At 63.3% G+C, this 15053-nt stretch carries 14 protein-coding genes; 6 read left to right on the plus strand and 8 right to left on the minus strand.

What is annotated here, in order from left to right; translation table 11 throughout:
* Positions 1-137 precede the first annotated feature (137 nt).
* From gatC to ABIE53_RS01975, 5 genes are all read left to right on the plus strand, one after another.
* Positions 138-437 (plus strand): Asp-tRNA(Asn)/Glu-tRNA(Gln) amidotransferase subunit GatC, encoded by a 300-nt coding sequence (gene gatC, locus ABIE53_RS01955; protein WP_006050533.1) that lies wholly within the window; start codon positions 138-140, stop codon positions 435-437.
* Between the two features lie 217 nt (positions 438-654).
* Positions 655-2142: an Asp-tRNA(Asn)/Glu-tRNA(Gln) amidotransferase subunit GatA gene (gene gatA / locus ABIE53_RS01960; protein WP_053858938.1), complete on the plus strand. Its 1488-nt coding sequence runs from the start codon at positions 655-657 to the stop codon at positions 2140-2142.
* Positions 2143-2147: 5 nt separating this feature from the next.
* Entirely contained in the window at positions 2148-3623 is a 1476-nt protein-coding gene (gene gatB / locus ABIE53_RS01965) for an Asp-tRNA(Asn)/Glu-tRNA(Gln) amidotransferase subunit GatB (RefSeq protein ID WP_114155689.1), read from the plus strand.
* 175 nt (positions 3624-3798) lie between these two features.
* Positions 3799-4635, plus strand: coding sequence for a PPK2 family polyphosphate kinase (locus tag ABIE53_RS01970; protein WP_006050530.1), 837 nt, complete (start codon positions 3799-3801; stop codon positions 4633-4635).
* 67 nt (positions 4636-4702) lie between these two features.
* Positions 4703-5485, plus strand: a complete 783-nt coding sequence (locus tag ABIE53_RS01975) for an exodeoxyribonuclease III (RefSeq protein ID WP_114155690.1) — start codon at positions 4703-4705, stop codon at positions 5483-5485.
* 113 nt (positions 5486-5598) lie between these two features.
* On the opposite strand, the gene ABIE53_RS01980 is transcribed toward ABIE53_RS01975, so the two are convergent.
* The 7 genes from ABIE53_RS01980 to argB form a co-directional block, all read right to left on the minus strand.
* Positions 5599-6900 carry a M48 family metallopeptidase gene (locus ABIE53_RS01980; RefSeq protein WP_192699936.1) on the minus strand — a complete coding sequence of 434 codons (1302 nt, stop codon included), beginning with the start codon at positions 6898-6900 and terminating at the stop codon, positions 5599-5601.
* On the minus strand, positions 6897-8291 hold the full coding sequence (locus ABIE53_RS01985; RefSeq protein WP_114155691.1) for an AmpG family muropeptide MFS transporter: 1395 nt from the start codon (positions 8289-8291) through the stop codon (positions 6897-6899). Before ABIE53_RS01985 ends, ABIE53_RS01980 begins: the two co-directional genes overlap by 4 nt.
* Before the next feature lie 14 nt (positions 8292-8305).
* Positions 8306-8914, minus strand: a complete 609-nt coding sequence (gene metW, locus ABIE53_RS01990; protein ID WP_006050526.1) for a methionine biosynthesis protein MetW — start codon at positions 8912-8914, stop codon at positions 8306-8308.
* Complete coding sequence (gene metX, locus ABIE53_RS01995) at positions 8911-10056, minus strand: homoserine O-succinyltransferase MetX (protein ID WP_006050525.1); 1146 nt, start codon at positions 10054-10056, stop codon at positions 8911-8913. The genes metW and metX overlap by 4 nt, the downstream gene beginning before the upstream one ends.
* A 307-nt stretch (positions 10057-10363) precedes the next feature.
* Entirely contained in the window at positions 10364-11038 is a 675-nt protein-coding gene (gene slmA / locus ABIE53_RS02000) for a nucleoid occlusion factor SlmA (protein WP_114155692.1), read from the minus strand.
* Complete coding sequence (locus ABIE53_RS02005; protein ID WP_006050523.1) at positions 11005-11808, minus strand: pyrimidine 5'-nucleotidase; 804 nt, start codon at positions 11806-11808, stop codon at positions 11005-11007. The genes slmA and ABIE53_RS02005 overlap by 34 nt, the downstream gene beginning before the upstream one ends.
* A gap of 103 nt (positions 11809-11911) precedes the next feature.
* Complete coding sequence (gene argB, locus ABIE53_RS02010; protein WP_006050522.1) at positions 11912-12811, minus strand: acetylglutamate kinase; 900 nt, start codon at positions 12809-12811, stop codon at positions 11912-11914.
* A gap of 261 nt (positions 12812-13072) precedes the next feature.
* Between argB and ABIE53_RS02015 the strand changes: the two genes are divergently transcribed.
* Positions 13073-13297: a cysteine-rich CWC family protein gene (locus ABIE53_RS02015; RefSeq protein ID WP_081653027.1), complete on the plus strand. Its 225-nt coding sequence runs from the start codon at positions 13073-13075 to the stop codon at positions 13295-13297.
* 56 nt (positions 13298-13353) lie between these two features.
* Here ABIE53_RS02015 and ABIE53_RS02020 read toward each other — a convergent pair whose 3' ends face one another.
* The gene (locus ABIE53_RS02020; protein WP_114155693.1) at positions 13354-14982 is read right to left on the minus strand and encodes a tetratricopeptide repeat protein; all 1629 of its coding nucleotides are present in this window, start codon (positions 14980-14982) and stop codon (positions 13354-13356) included.
* Between the last annotated feature and the right edge of the window lie 71 nt (positions 14983-15053).

Raw genomic sequence — 15053 nt, forward strand, 5'->3', positions numbered from 1 at the left:
TTGGATGATTTGAAGGAAACGGACGGCACTTTTTGCCGCCGCCGGCCCCTTTTTCGAGGTCTTCCTCCAGCGTCCTAACTCGCTGTCGCAGCGCGCTTTTCCGGCTGCGGCGGTCCGCCACTTTTTCCGGTGACTGCATGGCTTTGACCCTGACCGATGTTAAGCGCATCGCGCATCTCGCGCGGCTCGAACTGGCCGACGCCGACGCCGAACACACGCTTGTCCAGCTCAACGAGTTTTTTGGCCTCGTCGAGCAGATGCAGGCGGTCGACACCACGGGCATCGCACCGCTTGCCCATCCGATCGAGCAGATCGAAGACGTCGCGCTGCGTCTGCGCGACGACGCGGTGACCGAAACGATCGAGCGCGAGGCTTTCCAGCGTCCCGCACCGGCCGTGCAGGACGGTCTGTATCTCGTGCCGAAGGTGATCGAATAACGGCGATATCAGCGCGCGGCGGGCGCGGCGCGGCTTGCGGGCCGCGAGCCACCACCGCGAGCGGCATGCCGCGCCGAATCCGGCGCGCGCAGCTTCGCTTGTCGCCGGTATGTTCGCCGATATGTTCGTCGACACCTCGGCCCGGTTCGCCGGCCCGCAACCGAACGCTTCCACGGCAGCGCGATCCGCGTTGCCGCGCTTTCCAGGACAACACGCAATGCATGAAAAAAGTTTGACCGAACTGCGCGCCGCGTTGGCCGCCAAGGAATGCTCCGCAGTCGAGCTGGCTCAGCTCTATCTAAAACGCATCGACGCGGCGCGCGGCCTCAATGCGTTCATCCAGGTGGACCCGGATCTCACGCTCGCTCAGGCAAAAGCCGCGGACGCGCTGCTTCACTCGGGCCACGGCGGCCCGCTGACCGGCGTGCCGATCGCGCACAAGGATGTGTTCGTCACCAAAGGCTGGCGCTCCACGGCCGGCTCGAAAATGCTGTCGAACTACGAAAGCCCGTTCGACGCCACCGTGGTCGAGCGTCTGCAGAGCGCCGGCATGGTGTGCGTCGGCAAGACGAACATGGACGAGTTCGCGATGGGCTCGTCGAACGAAAATTCGTATTTTGGCCCCGTCCAGAACCCGTGGGATCGTCAGGCAGTGCCGGGCGGTTCGTCAGGCGGCTCCGCGGCGGCTGTGGCCGCGCGTCTCGCGCCTGCTGCAACCGGCACCGATACCGGCGGCTCGATCCGTCAGCCGGCGTCGTTCTCGGGCATCACCGGCATCAAGCCGACTTACGGCCGCGTGTCGCGCTACGGCATGATCGCGTTTGCGTCGTCGCTGGATCAGGGCGGTCCGATGGCGCAAAGCGCCGCTGACTGCGCAACGCTGCTTAACGCAATGGCCGGTTTTGACCAGCGCGATTCCACGAGCCTCGTGCGCGACGACGAAGACTACACGCGCTATCTCGGTCAGGCATGGAAGCAGGACGGCGCCGGCAAGCCGCTCGACGGTCTGCGCATCGGCTTGCCGAAAGAGTACTTCGGCGCCGGTCTCGCCGACGACGTGCGTGCATCGGTCGACGCCGCGCTCAAGCAATACGAGGCGCTCGGCGCCACGCTCGTCGACGTATCGCTGCCGAAGACCGAGCTGTCCATTCCGGTCTATTACGTGATCGCGCCGGCGGAGGCATCGTCGAACCTGTCGCGCTTCGACGGCGTGCGCTTCGGCCATCGCGCCGCGGAATATCGCGATCTGCTCGACATGTACAAGAAGTCGCGTGCCGAAGGCTTCGGGCCCGAAGTGAAGCGTCGCATCATGGTCGGCGCTTACGTGCTTTCCCACGGCTATTACGACGCGTATTACCTTCAGGCGCAGAAAATTCGCCGCATCATCGCGCAGGATTTCCAGGAGGCGTTCAAACAGTGCGACGTCATCATGGGACCGGTCGCACCCTCGGTGGCGTGGGATCTCGGCGCGAAGGGCGACGACCCGGTGCAGATGTATCTCGCCGATATCTACACGCTGTCCGTGAGCCTCGCCGGCTTGCCGGGCATGAGCGTGCCGTGCGGCTTCGGCGCGGGCACGAATGCACAGCGTCCGGTGGGATTGCAGATCATCGGCAACTATTTCAATGAAGCCCGGATGCTGCAGGTGGCCGACGCGTTCCAGCGCGCGACCGACTGGCACCGCAAGGCACCGGCAGGAGTGTGAGCACCATGACCAAGCAATGGGAAGTCGTGATCGGTCTGGAGACCCACGCGCAGCTGTCCACGCAATCTAAAATTTTCTCCGGCGCCCCCACGCAATTCGGCGCCGCGCCGAACACGCAGGCTTGCCCCGTCGATCTGGCCTTGCCCGGCACGTTGCCGGTGATGAACCGCGGCGCCGTGGAGCGCGCAATCGAGTTCGGTCTTGCTATCGGCGCAACGGTCGCGCCGCGCAGCATCTTCGCGCGTAAAAACTATTTCTACCCCGATCTGCCGAAGGGCTATCAGATCAGCCAGTACGAGATTCCCGTCGTGCAAGGCGGCCAGGTGACGATCCAGGTGCCGGCCAACGAGAAGGCGGGCACGGCGGCCTACACGAAGGTCGTCAATCTGACGCGCGCCCATCTCGAGGAAGACGCGGGCAAGTCGCTGCACGAAGATTTCGCGGGCATGACCGGCATCGACCTGAATCGCGCGGGCACGCCGTTGCTCGAAATCGTCACTGAGCCGGAAATGCGCAGCGCGGCTGAAGCGGTGGCCTACGCCAAGACGCTGCACACGCTCGTCACGTGGCTCGGCATTTGCGACGGCAACATGCAGGAAGGCTCGTTCCGTTGCGACGCGAACGTGTCGGTGCGTCCGGTCGGCCAGGCCGAATTCGGCACGCGTGCTGAGATCAAGAACCTCAACTCGTTCCGCTTCCTCGAAGAAGCGATCCAGTATGAAGTGCGCCGTCAGGTCGAACTCATCGAAGACGGCGGCACGGTGGTGCAGGAAACGCGTCTGTACGATCCGGACAAGCGCGAAACGCGCTCGATGCGCAGCAAGGAAGACGCGCACGATTACCGCTATTTCCCCGATCCCGATCTGATGCCGCTCGTGATCGACGCAGCGTGGGTCGAGCGCGTGAAGCGCGACATGCCGGAGTTGCCGGAAACGATCCAGCAGCGTTTCGTGTCGCAATACGGTTTGACGCCGTATGACGCAAACGTGTTGACGTCGAGCAAGGCGACGGCCGCGTATTTCGAAGCGGTCGTCGAGAAGCTCGGCGCGGCCAACGCGAAGGTCGCGGCGAACTGGGTGATGGGCGAAGTGTCGTCGCAACTGAATCGCGAAGGTCTCGACATTGCCGAGTGCCCGGTGTCGTCCGCGCAACTCGCGCTGCTGTTGCAACGTATCGCCGACGGCACCATCTCCAACAAGATCGCGAAGGAAATTTTCCTCGCGATCTGGGAAGAGAAGGCGACCGACGAGGCCGCCGCGGACCGCATCATCGAAGCGAAGGGCTTGAAGCAGATTTCGGATACCGGCGCGCTGGAAGCGATCATCGACGAGGTGCTCGCGGCGAACCAGAAGTCGGTGGAAGAATTCCGCGCGGGCAAGGAGAAGGCGTTCAACGCGCTGATCGGCCAGGCCATGAAGGCGACGAAGGGCAAGGCGAATCCGGCGCAGGTGAACGAACTGCTGAAGAAGAAGCTGGGCTGACGCCTCGTTCGGGCCAGGCTGAAACCTGACAGACGTGCGGTCGAACGTCTATAGCCGAGGCATTGTTTGCGCTTCGGCGACCGCGGGCTGTTGCCGGAAACGAAAGTGCGGCAACGGCCCGTTTCATTTGCGGGCCCGCTTTTGCGAACCCGAACGCAGATTACGGAGTGTGTGGATGGCGAAGCGACCCGACCTCGACGATTTCCGCGTGCCTTATTTCGAGGGCAAAAAGAACGGCAAATTCTCGCTCGACGATTTCGATCCCGCGTCGAAGCCTTTTTCCACGGGATCGAAAGATTCCGACCGCGAGCGGCTCTCCGAGATCGGCGCGAAGCTCGACGTCTTGCAGGAACGCTTGCACGCGCAACGAAAACGCCGCGTGCTGCTGGTCCTGCAAGGCATGGACACGAGCGGCAAGGACGGCACGATTCGCGCCGTATTTCACGAAGTCGACCCGCTCGGCCTGCGCATCGCGCCGTTCAGGGCGCCGACGCCCGACGAACTCGCGCACGACTTCCTGTGGCGCGTGCATGCGCAAGCGCCCGCTGCGGGCGAACTGACAATCTTCAATCGCAGCCACTATGAAGACCTGCTGGTGCCGACCGTGCTCGGCAACATCGACGCGAATGCATTCGACGTGCGCTGCCGCCACATTCGCCAGTTCGAGGAACTGCTTGCCGATAGCGACACGACGATCATCAAGTGCATGCTGCATATTTCGAAGGACGAGCAGCGCGAGCGGCTTCAGGCGCGCGTCGACGATGAGACCAAGCACTGGAAGTTCGACGTAGCGGATCTCGACGCACGCAAGCAGTGGGACACATACCAGGGCGTTTATCGCAACGCGCTGGCCGCGACTTCGACCGAATACGCGCCGTGGTACGTCATTCCCGCGGACTCGAAAACGCATCGCAATGTGATGGTCGCCGAGTTGCTATTGCGCACTTTCCAGGACCTGAAGCTGGAATTCCCGCCGGCCAAGGAATCGCTGAAAGGCGTGAAGATCGAATGACTTTCGGCGTCGTCGGAAAACCATCTCGAAGACGAATCTCCAAACGAATCGAACACAAAGGAACGACATGTTGCGTGTGATTACCGCCAACCTGAACGGCATCCGCTCAGCGGCCAAAAAGGGTTTTTTCGACTGGTTCGGCGAGCAGAATGCCGACGTACTTTGCGTGCAGGAAATCAAATGTTCGCAGGACGACATGACGCCGGAATTCCTCGCGCCGCATGATTTCACCGGCTATTTCCAGCACGCGGTGAAGAAGGGTTATAGCGGCGCGGGCGTCTATACGCGTCACGAGCCGGATGAGGTTGTGATCGGCTTCGGCAGCGAGGAATTCGATCCCGAAGGGCGTTATGTCGAACTGCGTTTCGGCAAGCTGTCGGTTGTGTCGGTGTATGTGCCGTCAGGGTCGAGCGGCGAAGAGCGTCAGCAGGCCAAGTATCGTTTCATGGACGAGTTCATGCCGCATCTCGCGCAGCTCGCGCGCGAGCGCGAAGTGATCCTGTGCGGCGACGTGAATATCGTCCACAAGGAAATCGACATCAAGAACTGGAAGAGCAATCAGAAGAATTCGGGTTGCCTGCCGGAAGAGCGCGCGTGGCTCACCAAACTGTTCGACGAAGTCGGTTACGTCGACGTCTTCCGCACGCTCGATCAGCGGCCCGAGCAATATACGTGGTGGAGCAATCGCGGCCAGGCGTATGCGAAGAACGTGGGGTGGCGGATCGATTATCAGATCGCGACACCGGGCATCGCGAGCAAGGCGAAACGCACTGACGTGTTTCGCGACATCAAGTTCAGCGATCACGCGCCGCTGACGGTCGACTACGATCACGACGTGACGAAGAAGTGAGTTTTAGATTCTGCGCGGCGGCCTTGAGTTGAAGCGCCGCGTCGGTAAGAGCGCTTGAGCGGCGTCCGCAAGACGCGCGCTCGAGATCGCGGAGGCGTGAAGCGTGACGCCCGTTAATCGCGCGCCAGCTTGCGGCGCGGACGGCCTATGCCCGCATAGTCCGGCAGCGCATCCACGGTTTTGCCGATGGCCTTGGCATAAAGCGGCAGCATGTCCGGCAGACGCTTGACGATGTCCTGGCGGCGCGCGGGCGAGTACGGATGCACGTAGATAAAGCCCTGCTCGCGATTGCTGCGCGTGGCCTGCGCGAGCTTGTCCCACAGCGTGACTGCCGCGCGCGGATCGAAGCCCGCACGAGAGGCGATGTCGCTGCCGATCACGTCGGCTTCGGTTTCGTCCGTGTTTTCGTACTTCATTTCGAGCAGGCGCGAACCGATGCCAAGCGGCGCCGCGCCCAGGTCCGCGAGACCGAAGAGCTGCGGGATCGTACCCGACGAATCCAATTGGCTTGCCTGCAACTGACCGAGCCGCTCACGCGCATGTTCACGCAGCGCATGCGCGATCTCATGGCCGATCAGCATGCCGAGCTCGTTGTCGTTCAGATGCGCGCGGTCGAGCAGCCCACCGTACACGACGATCTTGCCGCCCGGCAGGCAGTACATGCGAATGTCGGGCGAACGCACGACGGCGACGTCCCACTTCCAGCCTTTCGCCCGCTCGTTCCATTTGAGCGAGTACGGAACCATCTTGTCGACGATCGAGCGCACGCGCGTGACGTGCGCGTCGGCGTCGCCGTATAGACGGTTGGCGTGCTCGGCGCCGTACGCGATCTGGCTGAACTCTTCGGCGGCTTGCGCCTCGAGCATCGGCGACGGAATCAGGTTGCGGAACACCAGATAGCCGCCGTAACGCAACTGGTTGCTCGGGCCGTACGACGCAGCCGGCTTCGCAGCGCCAGCGGGCGATGACGTCGGCGCCGCGGCTTTCGCGCTCGCGGATGGTTGAGCGGTTGGTCCTGGCGGCGCGTTGCCGGAACTCGTCGCGCTGTTCGCGGCCGGCGGTGCAGCCGGCGCGCTTTCGGCGTTCGTGGCCGCCGCAGCAGATTTAGCCGCGGGCCCGGGCGGTTGCGGCGCTGCAGCCGTTGCAGCGTTGAGCGACGTGCCGGCCGCGGCGCTGTTAGCGGCGGGCGGTGCAGCGGTGGTCGGCGCGGCGGCGGCCGGCGCTCCAGTGGCTGGCGTTCCGGCGGCCGGCGTTCCAGCGGCTGCGTAAACAGCAGCGGACGGCGCGATCAAACTCACAAACCCCGAACAGCCGACCCACAACGCTGCGCGAAGCGCACCACGGCCAGCATCGCGCAACGCGACGCCGCGGCGCGCACCCAGGCGCAATGGCTGTTTTGCGAAAAGCACCTTCACGACCGCACTCTCCACGGCGCGATGCGCAACAGAAGCAGCATGCCCGGCACAGCCAACGCGGTACAGACAATGAAGTAGTCGAACCAGCCGATCTTCGCGACCACATAGCCGCTCGCCGCCGACGCCAACGTGCGCGGCACCGAAGCCAAGCTCGTAAAGAGCGCGAACTGCGTGGCCGTATAGCGCGGATCGGTCGTGCTGGCGATGTACGCGGTGAAGGCCGCCATCGTCAGACCGGTGGAGAAAGTTTCGAAACCGTAGACGAGCGCGAGCGCGACCGAGCGCGGTTCGAGTTGCACCGACCAGTCGATGCCGACCCACGACAGCAGCTTCGTCGTGCCTTCGCTGGTCCACACGGCGATGTCGTAAATCGCCGTCAAGCCAGGCGATGCCGGTCCGAGATGCGCGAGCCAGGCGAAGCCGAGCGTCGACACCATCTGCAGGATGCCGAAGATCCACAAGCCGCGGCCGATGCCGATCTTCATCAGCCAGATGCCGCCGACAATTCCGCCCGCGAGACTCGCGCCAAACGCCGTCGTTTTCGCGATCACGCCAATCTGCGTGCGCGAGAAACCGATGTCGAGGAAGAACGATGTGGACAACGTCGTCGCCATCGTGTCGCCGAGCTTGTACAGAAAGATGAAGCCGAGCACGAACAGCGCGCCGCGCCAGCCATCGCGCTCGACGAATTCGCGGAACGGCTGCACGATCGCGTCGCGCAAATTCTTGGGCGGCGTGCCGTGCACTTCGGGCTCGCGTACGACAAGCGTCATCACCATGCCGGGCACCATGAACGCAGCGGTCACGATGAACACGGTAGTCCACGGCAAATGATCCGACAGAATAAGCGCCAGCGAACCGGGCACTAGTGCCGCGATCTTGTAGGCATTGACATGCACCGCATTGCCGAGACCCTGTTGCGTGTCGCTTAGCAACTCGCGCCGGTAGGCATCGATTGAAATGTCCTGGCTTGCGCCGAAAAACGCGACGAGCGCCGTCAATGCCGCGACGGTCCAGATTGAGTCGCTCGGCGACACGAACCCAAGCGTGCCGATAGCGCCCGCGACCAGAATCTGCGTGACGAGCATCCAGCCGCGCCGTCTGCCCGGACGCCAGCCCGGAAAGCGCGGGACGTAGCGATCCATCAGCGGCGCCCAGATGAACTTCCAGGTATAGGGAAACTGGATCAGCGCAAAAAGGCCAATCTCCTTCAGATTGACGCCTTCAGAGCGCAACCATGCCTGCACCAGATAGACGAGCGTGAACAGCGGCAATCCCGACGTAAAGCCGAGAAAGACGCAGATCAGCATGCGCGTATTAAAAAACGCGCGCCAGCCGGGATGTTCTTCGTGAGCGGTAAGTGCAGGCGCCTCGTGCGGCGGGTTCGACATGTGGATAGCTTGCGTTAGCTTTTCTTGACGCGATAGACCGCAAGACTACCACGCCAGTTCACGCCCCACCGCACCGTCTGACCGTCGTGCAGCACGACACGGTCGAGAATTTCGATGCCGACTTCGGGCGCGAGCGCCTCGAAGTCCTTGATGGTCAGCACGCGCACGTTAGGCGTGTTGTGCCATTGATAGGGCAGCGACTTCGACACCGGCATGCGTCCCCGAACTACGGAAAGCCGATGCGCCCAATAGCCGAAGTTCGGAAACGACACGATGCATTCGCGACCGACGCGCACGGTTTCCCGCAAAATCGCCGCGGTCTGATGAATGGTTTGCAGCGTCTGCGACAAAACCGCGAAATCGAAGCTGCCGTCTTCGAAAAGACGCAGGCCGTCTTCGAGATTCTGCTGGATCACGTTGACGCCGTTTTGCGTCGCGGCCAGCACGCCCGCGTCGTTGATTTCGATGCCGTAGCCTTGCACGTCCAGTTCCTCGGTGAGCAGCGACAGCAGCGAGCCGTCGCCGCAACCCAGGTCCAGCACCGTGGCGCGCGGTTCGACCCAGCGGGCGATCGCGCGGAAGTCCGGGCGCAGCGCCAGATAATCGAGTGCTCGCTGGTTCATGCGTTCACCTCGTTCGCAATGCGTTCGTAGTAGGCGCGCATCAGGTTGTGATAGCGCGCGTCGTCGAGCAGGAAGGCGTCGTGGCCGTGCGGCGCGTCGATTTCCGCGTACGTCACGGTGCGCTTGTGATCGAGCAGCGCCTTCACGAGTTCGCGCGAGCGGGCCGGCGCGAAACGCCAGTCGGTTGAGAAGCTGGCGATCAGATATTTCGCCGTGGTGTGCGCAAGGGCCGCTGTCAGATCGCCTTCGAAGGCTTTCGCCGGATCGAAGTAATCGAGCGCGCGCGTGATCAGCAGGTACGTGTTCGCGTCGAAATAGTCGGCGAACTTGTCGCCCTGATAGCGCAGGTACGACTCCACCTCGAACTCCACGTCGAAGTTGAAGTTGTACGCGTCGAGCGCGCCTTCCGCGCGTCGCAGCGAACGGCCGAATTTCTCGGCCATGTCGTCGTCCGACAGATAGGTGATGTGGCCGATCATGCGCGCGACGCGCAAGCCGCGCTTCGGCTTCACGTTGTGCGCGTAGTAGTTGCCGCCGTGAAAGTCGGGGTCCGACAGAATCGCCGAGCGCGCCACTTCGTTGAACGCAATGTTTTGCGCGGACAGCTTCGGCGTGGACGCCACCACGATGCAATGCGCGACACGCTGCGGATACATCATGCTCCACGCGAGCGCCTGCATGCCGCCGAGGCTGCCGCCCATGACCGCAGCGAAGCGCTCGATGCCGAACCGGTCCGCGACGAGCGCCTGCGCATTGACCCAGTCTTCCACCGTCACCACGGGGAAGGCCGCGCCATACGGCTTGCCGGTGGCCGGATCGATACTCATGGGCCCCGTCGAGCCGAAGCACGAGCCGAGATTGTTCACGCCGATCACGAAGAACTTATCCGTATCGAGCGGCTTGCCTGGGCCGACCATGTTGTCCCACCAGCCGATGTCCTTTGGATTGTCCGCATAGACACCCGCCACATGATGCGATGCGTTGAGCGCGTGACACACGAGCACCGCATTGCTGCGCGCGGCGTTGAGCGTGCCGTAGGTCTCGACCATCAGGTCGTAGCCGGCAAGCGAGCTGCCGTTTTGCAGACGCAACGGCTCGGTGAAATGCATTTTTTGTGGAGCGACGATACCGATCGATTCCATTCATTCCGCCATTTGACAAAGACAGGGCGGCTAGACGGCGTCGGCAAAGCACGGAGGAGAACGACTTGTGCGCGGCTGACGACCTCTTTAGCCGCATTTATAGTGAACCGCGGAATTGTTCCACTGGTTCGCGCGCCCGCAATCGAGTCAGCAAATCGGCGCGTAGTACGTGTGTTCTGGAAGGCGGTTCCCTCGATACCTGTCATGTGCTTTCAGGTAATGCAAGGGCCGCAGTCAGGCGCAAAGTATAGCGGAAAATTCCGGGCGGCAACGTCTGGCCGGCAGCCCACGCGGCTTCCCGAGAACGCTACTGAAGGATCACTCGCAATTGCGAATCGGCGTCGTCGGCCGGCATGCGCACAAAGCCGCTACGGACAAAGCGATGCCAGCGTCCAATGACATAGCTCAACAGCAGACTCGCGCGCACCGCAGGATCGTAGTCCGCCGGAAGAGGCGCGAGCGCTTCGTGTGCGGACGCATCGACGCTCACCGCAGCCAAGCGCAAACATTGCTTCAGCGAAGCTTCGACGCGCTCGAGCATCTGATTGACGCGCGTCGTCAGCCGTTCATGTTCGCCGACGAGCGCCTCGCATGTCAGCACGCGCGTCATGCCAGGATTTTTCGCGGAGAAATTCAGCAGCATCAACGCGATCGCGCGCGCCTGAAGTACGCCGTTGTTTTCCTTGTCGACGATCTGATTGATCAGGCCGAAGATGGTCTGTTCGATGAACTCGATTAGTCCTTCGAACATTTGCGCCTTGCTCGCAAAGTGACGATAAAGCGCCGCTTCCGATACGCCGAGCCGCGCGGCGAGGGCGGCGGTGGTGATCTTTTCGCTTTTCGGCGCTTCAAGCATCGCGGCGAGCGTTTGCAGGATATGCACGCGGCGCTCGCCTGGCTTCAGACGCTGCGCTCGCGGGACAGCCGCTGCAGCGGGGTCGGGTTCGGCTAGGGCTTCGTCAGGCTTGTCGATCGGCTGCATGGCTGTCGTCCCGTCTGCTGGCGCTTCAATCGAACCGAGCGGGTGCTCAGTCGTAGCGATTTTAACGAACGAATGCTGCGATCGACATAATGCGGCCGGCCGGTGCCCGGCAGACGCGTGGGCACGCCGTCCATATGCGGCTTACGCGGCAGATGGCCGGTAATCCACACCGTGCGGATGCCGAGCCGCCGATAGTTCTTCAGATGCGAGCGCGTGTCTTCGACGAGGATCACGTCTTTCAGCGACACATGCGCGTCGCGCATCGCCTTGCGCAGCATCGCGTGATCGGGCTTCGCGCGCCAGCGGCGCCGGTCGCGCATATGCTCTATGGCGATCACCTGCTCGAACAGACGCTCGATTCGCAGTTGCGCGAGCACTGCGCGCGCATAGCTTTCGGGCGCGTTGGTCAGCACGATCTTGCGGCCCGGCAGCGCCGCGACGAGACGCGCGACGCCTCGCTCGTGGCGGATCATCGAGCCGAGATCGGGGAACGTGTGGACGACCTTCAGGAAGTCGTTTGCATCGAGCGGATGATGGCGCGTGAGGCCCAGCAGCGCCGCGCCGTAACGTTGCGTGTAGCCGGTGCGCAGGCGGTTCGCTTCGTCGAGCTCGACTTGCAGCGCGTCGATGATGTACTGCGTCATCGCCTGATTGATGGCGGGAAAAATCGCGTGCGACGCGTGATGCAGCGTATTGTCGAGATCGAACAGCCAGACCGGACCGCCACTTGCGATCTGCGGACGACGGCGCCGGGAAGTCGGAGTGCGCATGGGAAGAGTGCTGTTCAGGCGCCGGGCGCTGCGGCTAGCGGCGTGATGGACACACGAGGCGCGGTGCAGCGGCGCGCCCCGTGTGCCCCGTGTGACGCAGGCATCAATGCGAGCGGATCATCGTGCCGAACGGCTGTTCGGTGAGAATTTCGAGCAGCACCGAATGTTCGATACGCCCGTCGATGATATGCACCGAGCGCACGCCGCTCTTCGCGGCATCGAGCGCCGACGAAATCTTCGGCAGCATGCCGCCCGAGATCGTGCCGTCGGCGAAGAGCCCGTCGATTTCGCGCGCGGACAGATCGGTCAGCAGATTGCCTTCCTTGTCCATCACGCCGGGGATGTTCGTCATCATCACGAGCTTCTCGGCGTTCAGCACGACCGCCAGTTTGCCCGCGACGAGATCGGCGTTGATGTTGTACGACAGCCCGTCTTCGCCGAAGCCGATCGGCGAGATGACGGGAATGAACGCGTCGTCTTGCAGCGCCTTCACCACGGCCGGATTGATCGCCTCGACCTCGCCGACCTGGCCGATGTCGACGTACTGGCCGGGATTGTCGCGGTCCGGCATCAGCATCTTGCGCGCGTGGATCAAGCCGCCGTCCTTGCCCGTCAGACCGACCGCGTGACCGCCGAAGTGATTGATCAGCGTGACGATGTCCTGCTGCACTTCGCCGCCGAGCACCCATTCGACGACTTCCATCGTCTCTTCGTCGGTAACGCGCATGCCTTGAATGAACGTGCCCTGCTTGCCGACCTTCTTCAGCGCGTGGTCGATTTGCGGACCGCCGCCGTGCACGATGACGGGATTGATGCCGACCAGCTTCAGCAGAATGACGTCGCGCGCGAAGCCCTGCTTCAGCCGCTCCTCCGTCATGGCGTTGCCGCCGTATTTGATGACCACGGTCTTACCGTGATACTGGCGAATGTAGGGCAGCGCCTCGGCCAGGATTTCAGCCTTCAGGGTGGGCGCAATCTGCGAAAGGTCGGGAAGCTCGGACATGGCGGCAGGCTCGGGCACGGAACAGTTAAAACAGGGCGAATTGTACAGGACTGGCGCGCTGCAACAGGGTTTTCGACGCGTGCGGCGGCGGCGTGCAACGCCGCGTTTGCGTGCTATGAAACCGTGCTTTGCAGCGGCAACTCGGAGTCAAGCGTAGCGCGTCTTCCGTGTGCCTGTGAACTAGCCGAATGGACGACTCACGGTAGGACGCAAGCCGTGGCATCATTTCCCTGTCGATGCCCGCGAGACCGTCCGCCTGTCATGAAACCGTCTGTTTCCCGCCCACCAGGCAGCGCGCGCTGCCCGCGCTGCGGCAATGCGTTCGATTGCGCGATGCACGCAGAGCCTTTCGACTGCTGGTGCCGCGAGATGCCGGCACTGCCGCGCGAGCGGCTGGACCCCGCCGGCCGTTGCCTTTGCCCCGAATGCCTCGCTGCGGAAATCGCGCGGACGGCTCAGCCGGAGCCCGGTGCGGACGTGCCGTGAACGCGTCTGCTATGGGCGGTCAGGCTCACGGTCACGCTCGCTCCTCGCTTTAGCGCTTAGCGTTGTACGGCGACGTGCTGTGCCGCGAGCGCTTCCAGATCGCGGGCGACGGCTTCAAGCGCCGGCGTCCACTCGCCGAAGCCCGGCTGCCGGTACAGCGTCGCGCTCGGATACCACGGGCTGTCGCGTCGATCGATCAGCCAGACCCAGTGCGGGTTGACGTCGAGCAGCACCCACGTGCGTTGCCCGAGTGCGCCGCTCAGATGCGCGGCCGACGTGCAAACGGTAATGACGAGATCGAGCGCGCCGACGAACGCTGCGGTGTCGTCGAACGTGGCGAATTCGGCGGTGTAGTCGGTGATCGGCAGGCCGGCGGCCGCGGCTGCGTTCACGTCGGCGCTCGCGCCCGGTTGCAGCGAGTAGAACGCCACATTGCGCATGCCCGCAAAGTGCTCCGCATAGCGTTCCCAGCCGACACGCCGAAACGGATTGCGTTGATGCCCGTGGCTGCCCGTCCACGCGAGTCCGACCTTGAGCCTCGGCTCGCCGGCGAGCCGTTGACGCCAGCGCTCGAGAGCAGCGGCGTCCGCGTGAAGATAAGGCCCGGGTGACGGGATGGTCGCCTCGCTCGTGCCGAAGACCAGCGGCAGGCTCAGCAATGGAATCTCGAAGTCGAAGGGCGGCAGCGATTCGACACCGCCGCCCGCCGAAAACTGATCGACGTGAGCGGCCAGACTGCGCGCCATCAAGCCGCCCATCTGCGGGAACGAGTTCCACACGAGACGGCCGCCTTCGCGATGCACGTACTCGGCCAGCATTGGAATGTAGCGGCAGAATTGCAGCAGATCGCCCATGCCCTGCTCGCCCCATACCAGCAATGTTTTGCCGGCGAGCGGCTCGCCCTTCCAGGTCGGCGCCGGGAAGGCGGGACGATTGCCGCGCAGCTCCGACGAGCCGCTCCAGCGCGCCTCATGCGAGAGCCAGCCGTTCGCGTAGTCGCCGCGCATCAGTTGCAGCATCGACAGATTCGAACGCATGCCCGCGTGGTCGGGCGCGAGTGTGCAGGCTGTTTCAGCGGCCTGCAAAGCCGCGTCCCAACGTTGTGCCTCTCTTAGCGCCAGTGCATAGTTGTTGTGGGCGAGCGCACTGGACGGCGCGCATTGAACCGCTCGCTCGCCGGCTTTGAGCGAGCCCGACAAATCCAGGTTCTGGCGATAAGCGTTTGCAAGATTGGTCCAGGCGTTTCCATCGTCGGGATGTGCGAGCACGGCTTGTTCAAGAAGCGCAGTTTGCTCGCGAAGGTCGCCATTCGACAGCGAAAGCGCGCCAGCGAGGTTGCTGCGTAGCGACGGCAACGTGGGTTCGAGTGCGAGCGCGCGGCGGTAGGGAGCGACCGCCTCGCCGTGCCGGTCCGCGACCTGAAGCGCGTAACCGAGACGGAAGTGCGCACGCGCGTTGCCGCTATCCAGTTGGGCAATAATGGAGGCCAGTTCGATCGCATCGCCCAGGCGTTGTTGCCCGATCAGATTCTGAGTGAGCGAGGTCAGCGAGTCCTCATCCAGCGGATGAAGCTGCGCTGCCGCGCGAAGCGCTTGTGCTTCCGGCTCAACCGCGCCGCTCACACGCGCTGCGGCGGCTTGCTGCATGAAATTAAGGAAAGCTGACGGGATGTCGGAGTCGACCATGAGGATTGCGGCCGAGAGATCGGCGCGAGGCGCTAACGGAGAAAGCTATAGTATCACCGGGCTGCGGCGGC

Origin of the sequence: Paraburkholderia sp. OAS925 (assembly GCF_040543975.1) — a bacterium.
GTDB classification, from domain to species: domain Bacteria; phylum Pseudomonadota; class Gammaproteobacteria; order Burkholderiales; family Burkholderiaceae; genus Paraburkholderia; species Paraburkholderia graminis.

Excerpts from the sequence above, each read along its gene's own strand:
- ABIE53_RS01970 (WP_006050530.1), top strand. The coding sequence starts at position 3,799 with ATGGCGAAGCGACCCGACCTCGACGATTTCCGCGTGCCTTATTTCGAG.
- ABIE53_RS01975 (WP_114155690.1), top strand. The coding sequence starts at position 4,703 with ATGTTGCGTGTGATTACCGCCAACCTGAACGGCATCCGCTCAGCGGCC.
- metW (WP_006050526.1), bottom strand. The coding sequence starts at position 8,914 with ATGAACCAGCGAGCACTCGATTATCTGGCGCTGCGCCCGGACTTCCGC.
- argB (WP_006050522.1), bottom strand. The coding sequence starts at position 12,811 with ATGTCCGAGCTTCCCGACCTTTCGCAGATTGCGCCCACCCTGAAGGCT.
- gatB (WP_114155689.1), top strand. The coding sequence starts at position 2,148 with ATGACCAAGCAATGGGAAGTCGTGATCGGTCTGGAGACCCACGCGCAG.
- gatC (WP_006050533.1), top strand. The coding sequence starts at position 138 with ATGGCTTTGACCCTGACCGATGTTAAGCGCATCGCGCATCTCGCGCGG.
- metX (WP_006050525.1), bottom strand. The coding sequence starts at position 10,056 with ATGGAATCGATCGGTATCGTCGCTCCACAAAAAATGCATTTCACCGAG.
- gatA (WP_053858938.1), top strand. The coding sequence starts at position 655 with ATGCATGAAAAAAGTTTGACCGAACTGCGCGCCGCGTTGGCCGCCAAG.
- ABIE53_RS02015 (WP_081653027.1), top strand. The coding sequence starts at position 13,073 with ATGAAACCGTCTGTTTCCCGCCCACCAGGCAGCGCGCGCTGCCCGCGC.
- ABIE53_RS01985 (WP_114155691.1), bottom strand. The coding sequence starts at position 8,291 with ATGTCGAACCCGCCGCACGAGGCGCCTGCACTTACCGCTCACGAAGAA.
- slmA (WP_114155692.1), bottom strand. The coding sequence starts at position 11,038 with ATGCAGCCGATCGACAAGCCTGACGAAGCCCTAGCCGAACCCGACCCC.
- ABIE53_RS02005 (WP_006050523.1), bottom strand. The coding sequence starts at position 11,808 with ATGCGCACTCCGACTTCCCGGCGCCGTCGTCCGCAGATCGCAAGTGGC.
- ABIE53_RS02020 (WP_114155693.1), bottom strand. The coding sequence starts at position 14,982 with ATGGTCGACTCCGACATCCCGTCAGCTTTCCTTAATTTCATGCAGCAA.